Source organism: Thermostichus sp. MS-CIW-25, from assembly GCF_054060015.1.
On sequence record NZ_JBSSCS010000062.1, the window covers coordinates 1 to 9,340 of the forward strand.

General features: G+C 59.4%; 10 protein-coding genes and 1 pseudogene. 3 read left to right on the plus strand and 8 right to left on the minus strand.

What is annotated here, in order from left to right:
* Positions 1–105: 105 nt before the first annotated feature.
* The 4 genes and pseudogenes from groL to ACVWZ1_RS13800 form a co-directional block, all read right to left on the minus strand.
* A complete protein-coding gene (gene groL / locus ACVWZ1_RS13785) occupies positions 106–1,725 on the minus strand; it encodes a chaperonin GroEL (RefSeq protein WP_414418515.1) in 1,620 nt (539 codons plus the stop codon).
* Between the two features lie 199 nt (positions 1,726–1,924).
* Positions 1,925–2,233, minus strand: a pseudogene (locus ACVWZ1_RS13790) (30S ribosomal protein PSRP-3); the annotation flags it as partial.
* A gap of 106 nt (positions 2,234–2,339) precedes the next feature.
* A complete protein-coding gene (locus tag ACVWZ1_RS13795) occupies positions 2,340–3,455 on the minus strand; it encodes an NAD(P)/FAD-dependent oxidoreductase (protein WP_457503707.1) in 1,116 nt (371 codons plus the stop codon).
* 11 nt (positions 3,456–3,466) lie between these two features.
* On the minus strand, positions 3,467–3,946 hold the full coding sequence (locus ACVWZ1_RS13800) for a GNAT family N-acetyltransferase (RefSeq protein ID WP_414330053.1): 480 nt from the start codon (positions 3,944–3,946) through the stop codon (positions 3,467–3,469).
* 152 nt (positions 3,947–4,098) lie between these two features.
* Here ACVWZ1_RS13800 and ACVWZ1_RS13805 point away from each other — a divergent pair, with 152 nt between their 5' ends.
* Together ACVWZ1_RS13805 and ACVWZ1_RS13810 are read left to right on the plus strand one after the other, a co-directional pair.
* Positions 4,099–4,809, plus strand: coding sequence for a Uma2 family endonuclease (locus ACVWZ1_RS13805; RefSeq protein WP_414330056.1), 711 nt, complete (start codon positions 4,099–4,101; stop codon positions 4,807–4,809).
* An 87-nt stretch (positions 4,810–4,896) separates the two neighbouring features.
* Positions 4,897–5,529, plus strand: a complete 633-nt coding sequence (locus ACVWZ1_RS13810) for a lysophospholipid acyltransferase family protein (RefSeq protein ID WP_414408400.1) — start codon at positions 4,897–4,899, stop codon at positions 5,527–5,529.
* Here the strand turns inward: ACVWZ1_RS13810 and ACVWZ1_RS13815 are convergent.
* The gene (locus ACVWZ1_RS13815) at positions 5,498–5,947 is read right to left on the minus strand and encodes a (2Fe-2S) ferredoxin domain-containing protein (protein ID WP_414413286.1); all 450 of its coding nucleotides are present in this window, start codon (positions 5,945–5,947) and stop codon (positions 5,498–5,500) included. The two genes, ACVWZ1_RS13810 and ACVWZ1_RS13815, sit on opposite strands and share 32 nt — an antisense overlap.
* 59 nt (positions 5,948–6,006) lie before the next feature.
* Here ACVWZ1_RS13815 and ACVWZ1_RS13820 point away from each other — a divergent pair, with 59 nt between their 5' ends.
* Positions 6,007–6,567 carry a 2'-5' RNA ligase family protein gene (locus ACVWZ1_RS13820; RefSeq protein ID WP_414413285.1) on the plus strand — a complete coding sequence of 187 codons (561 nt, stop codon included), beginning with the start codon at positions 6,007–6,009 and terminating at the stop codon, positions 6,565–6,567.
* A gap of 22 nt (positions 6,568–6,589) precedes the next feature.
* On the opposite strand, the gene gap is transcribed toward ACVWZ1_RS13820, so the two are convergent.
* From gap to ACVWZ1_RS13835, 3 genes are all read right to left on the minus strand, one after another.
* Entirely contained in the window at positions 6,590–7,609 is a 1,020-nt protein-coding gene (gap, locus tag ACVWZ1_RS13825; protein WP_414413284.1) for a type I glyceraldehyde-3-phosphate dehydrogenase, read from the minus strand.
* 156 nt (positions 7,610–7,765) lie between these two features.
* Positions 7,766–8,281: a Crp/Fnr family transcriptional regulator gene (locus ACVWZ1_RS13830; RefSeq protein ID WP_414373653.1), complete on the minus strand. Its 516-nt coding sequence runs from the start codon at positions 8,279–8,281 to the stop codon at positions 7,766–7,768.
* A 76-nt stretch (positions 8,282–8,357) separates the two neighbouring features.
* Positions 8,358–9,206 (minus strand): ABC transporter ATP-binding protein, encoded by an 849-nt coding sequence (locus ACVWZ1_RS13835; protein WP_457503708.1) that lies wholly within the window; start codon positions 9,204–9,206, stop codon positions 8,358–8,360.
* Between the last annotated feature and the right edge of the window lie 134 nt (positions 9,207–9,340).

Here is a 9,340-nt window from a genome sequence, read left to right on the forward strand (position 1 = left end):
CGCCTGAAATTCCGAAACTTAGCTGTCCTCTGGGGCCGCTAGGGATTGGGATAAAGCCCGCACCCTGCGCATAGCGCGGGTGTCGGGTAGTTTACTTTCGCAAGACTACATCATCCCCTTAGGTGCAGAGCCAGCCGCCGGCTTGGGCTCAGGCTTTTCCACCACAATCGCTTCGGTTGTGAGGTACATTCCGGCTATGGAAGCCGCGTTTTGCAGCGCTGAGCGCACCACTTTGGCCGGATCGACGATCCCCTGGGCAAACATATCCACATAGGTTCCGCTCAGGGCATCGAAGCCAAAGGGCATCTCCTTCTCCAAAACCTTTTCCACCACCACTGACCCTTCCAGACCGGCATTGTGGGCAATCTGAAAGAGAGGGGCCTGCAAGGCTCGGTAAACAATTTCTGCCCCCACCTGTTCTTCGGCATTCAACTTGGCCTTGAAAGCCGGGATCCCTTTGGAGAGGTGCAATAGCGTCGCCCCGCCGCCAGGGACGATCCCTTCTTCCACCGCAGCTCGGGTGGCATTCAGGGCATCCTCAATGCGCAGCTTGCGATCTTTGAGTTCTGTTTCAGTGGCAGCCCCCACTTTGATCACCGCCACTCCCCCGGCTAACTTGGCGATGCGTTCTTGCAGTTTCTCGCGGTCGTACTCGGAATCGGTGGTTTCCAGTTGCTTGCGAATTTGAGCCACCCGCTTTTCCACCGCCGCTTTGGTGCTGCCATCGGTCACGATGGTGGTCTTGTCTTTGGTGACGGTGATCTTGCGGGCCACCCCCATCATGTCCAGGGTGACCTTATCCAGCTTGATGCCCACATCCTCAGAGATGAGCTGCCCGCCGGTGAGAATGGCGATATCTTCCAGCATGGCTTTGCGCCGATCCCCAAAAGCCGGAGCCTTGACCGCCACCGCATTGAGCACCCCCCGCAGGCGGTTCACCACCAACGTGGCCAGAGCCTCTCCCTCCACATCCTCCGCAATGACCAGAAGAGGCCGACCCTCGCGGGCCACCCGCTCCAGGATGGGCACCAGATCTTGCAGGCTGGAGATCTTGTTGCTGGTAATCAGCAGATAAGCATTCTCATACTCGGCCACCATCCGCTCCGAGTCGGTGACGAAATAGGGGGAAATGTAGCCGCGGTCGAACTGCATGCCCTCCACCACGTCCAACTCGGTTTCCAGCGACTTGGATTCTTCGACCGTGATCACCCCATCTCGCCCTACAGCATCCATGGCCTTGGCGATCATCTCTCCCACTTCGCTGTCGTTGCCGGCAGAGATGGTGGCTACTTCGGCGATGGTCTTACGGCCTTCCACAGCCTTGGCGTGAGCCGCAATTTGCTCCACCAAGTAGGCAGTGGTCTTTTCAATGCCGCGCCGCAGAGCCACAGGGTTGGCGCCCGCCGAGATGTTTTTGAGCCCTTCCCGCACCATGCTTTGGGCCAGGATGGTGGCTGTGGTGGTACCATCTCCGGCCACATCGTTGGTCTTAGAGGCCACTTCCCGCATCAACTGGGCGCCTGTGTTCTCCAAAGGATCGGCCAACTCAATTTCTTTGGCAATCGTGACCCCGTCGTTGACGATTTGGGGGGCACCAAACTTCTTCTCCAAGACCACGTTGCGTCCTTTGGGGCCAATCGTAACCTTGATTGCATCCGCCAGTTGGTTGATGCCCTGCTCCAATGCCTTGCGGGCCTCTTCTCTAAACAGAATCCGCTTTGCCATAGAATCCGCGATCCTCGTAAGTCTGACTGGGCTCCTACTTTGGGTACTGCCAGGCGGAGTGGGGTTCCCAGGAATCCTCCGGCTCGGCCAGCAGGGAGTTAGCACTCTAAACTCCCGAGTGCCAATCTAGCTCAAAGACGGGAGCCTGAGCAAGATGGGCAGATCCGGAGTCACGTTTTGGCTGACAGGGGGGAGAGGGCTAGGAGTTGCCGCCGATCAGGATGTCGGGAAACTGGGCCTGGGCTTCGCTGATGGGGCGGTTGCGCCCGCCGTTTTGCCAGTAGTTGATGAGTTCGGTGGCTCGGTTAAGCAGCTCGATGCGATCCACTTCGCTGATCCAAGTTTTGCTTTCCAGCTCAGCTTTAAGCTGCTCCCAGGCGTCATCCCGCGGCCAGAAAAAGTAGTGGGTGAGGGGGCTGCGGTTTTTGGCCACCACCTGATCGACGGCAATAGCCAAATCGTTTTCCAACCAGAGGGCTTTTAGGGCGAACTTCGGCAAGGCTCTCTTCTCCTTTGGGCTACTCGACGGACGATCCGATCCTAACCAGGCAGCCTTTCATTCTGACATATGTCCTGTCCATCGGCGGGCCGAGAGCCGGAAGATGGATACGGGCTCAGCCCTGTCTGGGGGCAAAGGGCCCTAGATCACAGAGGGCTGTTTCCCCTTTCAGTACCAAGTCCCGCAGGATGGCGGCGCTGATCGGGGCCAGCAACACTCCATTGCGATAATGGCCGGTGGCAATGAGCAGATTGGCGTAGCCAGGAGCCCAACCCAGGATGGGGGCGCGCTGTCCCACTGGTCGAGGCCGATGGCCGGCCCAATGATCCAACAAAGTTGCTGCGGCCAAAGCCGGGCAGAGTCGGATGGTGCGGGCCAGCAGATCTTGTAGCGCCAGCAGCGTCGGCTCGGGATGAGGGGCCTGAAATTCCACTGTTGCCCCCACCCACAGGGATCCATCCCCCAGGGGAACCAGATGCAGATCCGCGTCGGTGACCACGGGCCCCAGGGGGATCCCGGGGGCTTTGACCCGCAGGGCCTGACCTTTGACCGCTTGCAGCGGCACCTGCAGCCCCAGCTCTTTGGCCAGAGGAGAGCTGCCCAGACCTGCCGCCAGGATGACGTGCCCTGCCGAGAGGGTGAGAGCGGGTGTGTAAACCGTTTGCAGGCGAAAGGGGGGATCCGAGCTGCGCTGAATCTTCTGGACAGGCTGGTGGAAGAAAAAGCGGGATCCCTTGCGTTGGGCTGCTTCCAAGAGAGCCTGGGTTAGGAGCTTGGGTTGGACTTGTCGATCCTGGGGAGAGTAGATGGCCGCCGCCAGGTCGCTGCGCAGGCCGGGCTGCAGGGATCCCACTTCGGCAGGGCTGAGCAGATCTAGGCGGTAACCTGCTTGTCGGCGGGCCGCCAGGGTCTCTTGCCAAGCTTCCACTTCCTCCTCCCTGAGGAGTTTGAGAATGCCGCGCCGATTGACGGGCAAACTCCGGCCCAGGTCTTCCTCCAGCCGCGCGATTAGGGGATCGAACAGCTCCAGGCTTTTTAGACGCAACTGCACCACCTCCCCGCTAGGCTGGCGGCTGCAGATCCCCATCAACACCCCCAGCGACGCGCCCGCGGCGCCTGAGGCCGGCTCCCCGGCATCCACTCCAATGACCGACAGCCCAGCTGTGGCCAATTCGTAGGCAATGGCACAGCCCACCACTCCACAGCCAATCACCAACGCATCACAGTTCAACAGCCCGACCCTCAACGGAGACGCTTTTCGTAGTGATACTCCACAGAGTTGCTGCGATCGTGCAATTCACGAATTTCCGGCAGACGCACATAGCCGAGCCGCTCATAAACCCGATGAGCCGTCGTGAAGCGAGTATCTGTCCACAGATGCAGAGAGTCCGCCTGCTGCTGCCGAGCCGCAAATTCGGCCTGTTCAATCAAACGCCGACCCAAACCCCGACCGCGCACTGCGGGCAGAGTGTAGAGTTTTTTCAGCTCCATGCGCCCAGGGATCCCATCGGGCACAAGGCCGACACAGCCGACCACTTGATCCTGATGCTGCGCCACCCAAAGGGATCCCCCCATCTCCGCGAAAGCTGTGGCAGGCTGAAGCAACTCCGGCACCTCTTCGATGTCCAATACACAGCCTGGATACTCCGCAAAGACCACTTGCAAAATGTGGAGCAGAGCCGCACTGTCCGAGTTTTCCGCAGGACGGATGTCGATCTGCATCGAGCAGCGAAGAAAAAGAAATCATCGTTAAGTAAAGCTTTCTCGATTGTACCTGGGCTTGCTCGAGGACTCTGTTTTCTCTGTTTCTCAGGGAGCAGAGGATCCCTGAGGTGAGCGGCTAAGATCACTGGCATCCCCACCCCCATCTGCCCATGGATACTGAACTGCTGGTTCCCGACGTTGCCGACCTTGTGACGGAGGACGATACCCCGGTGGATAATTTCGCCTCCGAAAAGCAGCAGCGCCTCTTGACAGGGGCTCTCTACAGCGCTTTGCGCGGCAAAACCTTTTTAGCAGCGGCAAATGTAGGCATCTACACCGCCATCGGTCGGCCCCCGATTGTGCCGGATGTTTTTCTCAGCCTGGACGTCACGGTGCCGGAGCAATGGTGGGAGAAGCAAAACCGTTGCTACCTGCTCTGGCAATTTGACAAGCCGCCGGATGTGGTGATCGAGATCGTCTCCAACCGCGAAGGCGACGAGCTGGAAGGCAAGCTGAGCCGTTATGAGCAGATGCGAGTTAGCTACTACGCGGTCTTCGATCCCAATCATGAGCTGGGGCCAGAGGAGTTGCGCATTTTCGAACTGCGGGGCCGCCACTACGCGGAAATGACCGAGACCTGGCTAGAACAGGTGGGGCTGGGCCTGACGGTGTGGGAAGGCGTTTTTGAGGGGAAACAAGCTCGCTGGCTGCGCTGGTGTGATGCCCAAGGGCAGTTGCTGCTGACCGGCGATGAACGGGCTGAGTTGGAGCGGGAACGGGCCGAGCAAGAACGCCAAAGGGCAGAGCGAGAACATCAACGGGCGGAGCGTCTGGCGGCAAGATTGCGGGCTTTGGGTGAGGATCCCGATTTGGAGAGCTGAAGCCCAGGGATCCCCTTCAGCACCCACCCTCCACTACACTCAGAGAGGGAACTGCTGCCGGAGTGGCAGGGATCGTTGGACTCACAGATGGGTTATCGCCGCCGGGATTGGTTGGCCTACTGGCTGCTCAAGTGGCTGGTGGTCAACCCCTTGTTTCGGGGACTGTATTTTGGGCGCACCTATGGGCAGGAAAACGTGCCTCGCCAGGGATCCCTCATCGTCGTCAGCAACCACGCCAGCCATTTGGATCCGCCGCTGGTGGCCAATGCGGTGCGCCGCCCGGTGGCCTTCATGGCCAAGGAAGAGCTGTTTCGGGTGCCGGGGTTGAAGCAAGCGATTCAGCTCTACGGGGCCTATCCGGTCAAAAGAGGCGGCTCCGACCGCGCTGCCTTGCGAGCCACAGAAGCAGCCTTGGCGCGGGGATGGGCGGTGGGGATCTTTTTGAATGGCACTCGTACCCCCGATGGCCGCATTCCTCACCCCCACTTGGGAGCGGCTCTGGTTGCAGCGCGAACGCAAACCCCTCTGTTGCCTGTGGCCCTCTGGGGTACCGAGAAAGTGCTGCCCAAGGGATCCCGGTGGCCGCGTTTGTTCTGCCCCATCACGGTGCGCATTGGCGACGTGATTCCCCCCCCTGCTTCCAGCGATAAGGCCGATTTGCAGCAGGTGACGGCAGAGTGCGTGCAGGCTATCCATGCCCTTTTGGATCAGGGGCGCTGAGGGTATCTTGGGCTACCAGATACTCAACAACAGGGATCCCTCCCAAGATGTGCTTTTGAAGAATCTCCTCCACCACCTCCGGCGTGACCGAGTGGTACCAAAACCCACCGGGATAGACCAGCAGCACAGGGCCGGGAACAGCATAGTCGCACGCCCGCAGGCAGTTGGCTTTGGTGCGGTGCACCCGCAGGGATCCGGCGCTCCCGATTTCCAGATCCAATTCTTTGATCCGCGATTTTAAATAGTCCCAGGCTTCCAATCCCACAGCTTTCTCACAACATTTGGGCTTAGTTTGATCCGCACACAGGAACAAATGCCACTGGTAGGGCGGAATGGGAGCCGGCTGAGGCGCTTGGCCTGGGGATCCGGTTGCCGAGGAGGGATCCAGGATAGGGGAAGAAGCGACAGGACGCGACATAACAAGATGTTTGGGCTTGGCTACAGTTGCATTATCCCCTGTTCTCTAGGTTCTTACCGATGCTGGTGGATAACCCCAAGCAGCGACTGTTTCTTGCTCTGCTTCCCCCTCCGGCCCTGCAAGAGCAGGTGACGGCCATCCAGCAAGAGTTTGCAGAGCAATTTGCCAGCCGAGCAGCTCTGCGCTCTCCCCCCCACATCACCCTGGTGCCGCCGTTCGAGTGGCCCAGTTCCGAGCTGCCAGCCTTGACGGGATCCCTAGAGGACTTTGCCAGGCGTCAGACCCCCGTCTCCATCCAGCTATCCGGCTTTGGGGCCTTCGCACCGCGCGTCATTTTTATCCATGTCGTGCCCTCCCCAGAACTGCAGCGGCTACAAGCTCAAGCCCATCACCACATGGGGATCCTTCTCAACCAGAAAGAGACAACCGCTCAGGGCCGTCCGTTCGTGCCCCACATGACCGTTGCCTTTCGAGATCTAACCCCCGCCCACTTTCGCGCCGCTTGGCCGCAGTTCAAGACCCGTTTTTTTCAAAGTTCCTTCACGGCGTCGGCTTTGACGCTTCTCCTCCACGACGGCAAGCGCTGGCAGGTTTTTGCCCAGTTCTTGATGGGAGAATGATGGGGAAGCCAACCGAAGCAGCCTACTCCACCCAGTGAGCAGCCATGTACTCGGCCAGATCCACCACCCGCTGGGAGTAGCCCCACTCGTTGTCGTACCAAGCCATCACCTTCACCAGATCCCCATCCAGCACACTGGTCATCTCCGCATCCACAATGGCCGAACAATCGTGGCCGCGATAGTCAATCGAGACCAGCGGGATGTCCGAATAGGCGAGGATCCCTTTCATCGTAGTTTCTGAGGCTTCCTTCAGGGCAGCGTTTACCTCCTCGGCAATCACGCGCCGCTCCGTCTGCACCACCAAATCCACCAGAGACACATTGGGCGTGGGAACCCGTACCGCCACCCCATTCAGCTTGCCCTTCAGCTCCGGGATCACCAAAGCCACCGCCTTGGCCGCCCCGGTAGTGGTGGGCACCATACTCAACGCTGCTGCCCGCGCCCGCCGCAGGTCACGATGGCCCCCATCCAAAATCCGCTGGTCGCCGGTGTAGCTGTGGGTGGTGGTCATGGTGGCGCGAAGGACGCCGAACTTGTCCAGCAACACCTTGATGATCGGGGCGAGGCAGTTGGTGGTGCAACTGGCATTGCTGACAATGTTGTGGCGCACCGGGTCGTAGGTGTGCTGGTTAACACCGTAGACAAACGTGGGAATGTCTCCCCCCTTGGCCGGAGCGGTGATCACCACCTTTTTGGCTCCCGCTTCTATGTGCTTAGAGGCGCCCTGGTAGTCGACAAAAACACCTGTAGCCTCGATAACAAGATCCACCTTCCACTCTTTCCAGGGCAGGTTGCTGGGGTTGCGGTCGGAAACGGCATGGATGTGCTTGCCGTTCACCACCAAACCGTTTTCTGCAGGCTCAACGTCTGCTCCCTGCAACGGCCCAAGGATGGAATCGTACTTGAGCAGGTGGGCAGCCGTGCGAGCATCTGAGGTGTCGTTGATGGCAACAATGTCCAGGTTGGACTGGGAGCGACCCAGCCAACAGCGCAAAAAGTTGCGACCAATGCGACCAAACCCGTTGATGGCTACCCTAACCACTGCTCCTGACCTCGCTGCTTGAAATCTCTTGGGGGCTGCTGCTTAGCACATGATATCGCAACCCCTGAACATTCTGAAGACAAAATTTGGGATCCAAGGGGTTGTCTTCGTGGACGTTGACCTGCAAACCTATGCGGAGCAGGGATTGAGCCTCTTTCAAGCGGGATAGCGCTGGTGCAGCAGAGCCATAGCCGAGGCTACATTTTCTACCCCTCGCTGCTCCAGCAGATCCGTGAACATACTATCCAGCCAGTAAAGGTGCTCGCTGATGATCTGGCTCCAGGCGCGGTAGAGTTTCACCTGGACTTCCAGAGGCAGCAGGATCAGCCCTTCGGTGGAAAGGCGTAGGGTTTGCACCTCGGTCATGCTCACTGCCGTAAAGGAGCGCCGCCGCCCCGTCAGCAGAGAAAGTTCCCCAAACAAGCGCCCGGCGTGCAGCGTGGCCAGCCAATAATCTCCTGGATGTCGCACGTACTGGCGACGCAGCTCCACCACTCCACTGAGGATCATGTACAGGTCACTACTGGGATCCCCTTCCTGGAAGATCACCTGGCCTGGGGAAAAGCGGCTGGGCAACAGGGCTGCCGTCAATGCCTTCCACTCGGCATCTTCCAAAGATTGGAAGAGCAAGTGCTCGCGAACACGCTCAAACGGATAACGGGTGCTGCTCATCGCGTCGGTGATCCCAAGGGGGGCTTGAGGCCGGCTCTGTCTCATCCTACCCTTGCTGGAATTGACTTGCAGGGGGTCAGTCCTGGCGGAAGACCTCCCTTAAGCTTTCCAGCACTGCTCCTGTCAGCTCAAAGAAGCGGGTGGAGCGCCAGGTCTCGAAGCCGCGTGGCTGGGGGAGATCTACCGGGATCACCTTGGCAATTTGGCCGGGGTTGGGGGTCATCACCACCACTCTGGTGGAGAGAAATACCGCCTCTTGAATGGAGTGGGTAACGAAAAAGACGGTTTTTTGGGTAGTCTCCCAGAGGCGCAGCAGCTCCAGGTTCATTTTCTCGCGGGTGATCTCGTCTAGGGCCCCAAAGGGCTCGTCCATGAACAGCAGCTCGGGGTCAAAGACCAAGGCCCGCGCCAGCGAAACCCGCTGTTGCATACCTCCAGACAGTTGCCAGGGGTAGCTGTGCAAAAAGTTCCCCAGCCCCACCCGCTGCAACATCGCTTTGGCCCGCTCCTGACGCTCTCGTTTGGAGAGGTGCATCACCTGCAGCGGCAACATCACATTCTGCAAAGCCGTGCGCCATTCCAGCAGGGTCGGGGCCTGGAAAATATAGCCGTAGAGCCGCTCCTGCCGGGCCTGTCGGGGGCTTCGTCCTGCAATGGACACGGATCCCTCGCTGGGCTGCTCCAGATCCGCCAAAATACGCAGCAGCGTGGTTTTGCCGCAACCGGAAGGGCCAATCAAGGCGATAAACTCGCCCCGCTGCACCTCCAGATTGATATCCCGCAGCGCCACCAATTCCCCAGACGGGCTGGGGTAGCGCTTGCCAACCCCACGCAAGCTGACCAGGGATCCCACCTCACCTATTTTCGGGCTGGAGGCCCGCACCATAGCCGCAGGCTTGGTGCCGGGAGGAAAGCCCGCCTCCATATAAGAGTACTGGGATAGAACCTGGATGAGCTACGATAGGCCCATGAGCCAGACCATCTCTGTACGTTGCAAGCTGATAGTCCCACAAGAGTTGCGTCAAGAGATTGACCGCACCTTGCAGGGATTTGCTGACG

Excerpts from the sequence above, each read along its gene's own strand:
- groL (WP_414418515.1), bottom strand. The coding sequence starts at position 1,725 with ATGGCAAAGCGGATTCTGTTTAGAGAAGAGGCCCGCAAGGCATTGGAG.
- ACVWZ1_RS13800 (WP_414330053.1), bottom strand. The coding sequence starts at position 3,946 with ATGCAGATCGACATCCGTCCTGCGGAAAACTCGGACAGTGCGGCTCTG.
- ACVWZ1_RS13805 (WP_414330056.1), top strand. The coding sequence starts at position 4,099 with ATGGATACTGAACTGCTGGTTCCCGACGTTGCCGACCTTGTGACGGAG.
- ACVWZ1_RS13810 (WP_414408400.1), top strand. The coding sequence starts at position 4,897 with ATGGGTTATCGCCGCCGGGATTGGTTGGCCTACTGGCTGCTCAAGTGG.
- ACVWZ1_RS13815 (WP_414413286.1), bottom strand. The coding sequence starts at position 5,947 with ATGTCGCGTCCTGTCGCTTCTTCCCCTATCCTGGATCCCTCCTCGGCA.
- ACVWZ1_RS13820 (WP_414413285.1), top strand. The coding sequence starts at position 6,007 with ATGCTGGTGGATAACCCCAAGCAGCGACTGTTTCTTGCTCTGCTTCCC.
- ACVWZ1_RS13830 (WP_414373653.1), bottom strand. The coding sequence starts at position 8,281 with ATGAGCAGCACCCGTTATCCGTTTGAGCGTGTTCGCGAGCACTTGCTC.
- ACVWZ1_RS13835 (WP_457503708.1), bottom strand. The coding sequence starts at position 9,206 with ATGGAGGCGGGCTTTCCTCCCGGCACCAAGCCTGCGGCTATGGTGCGG.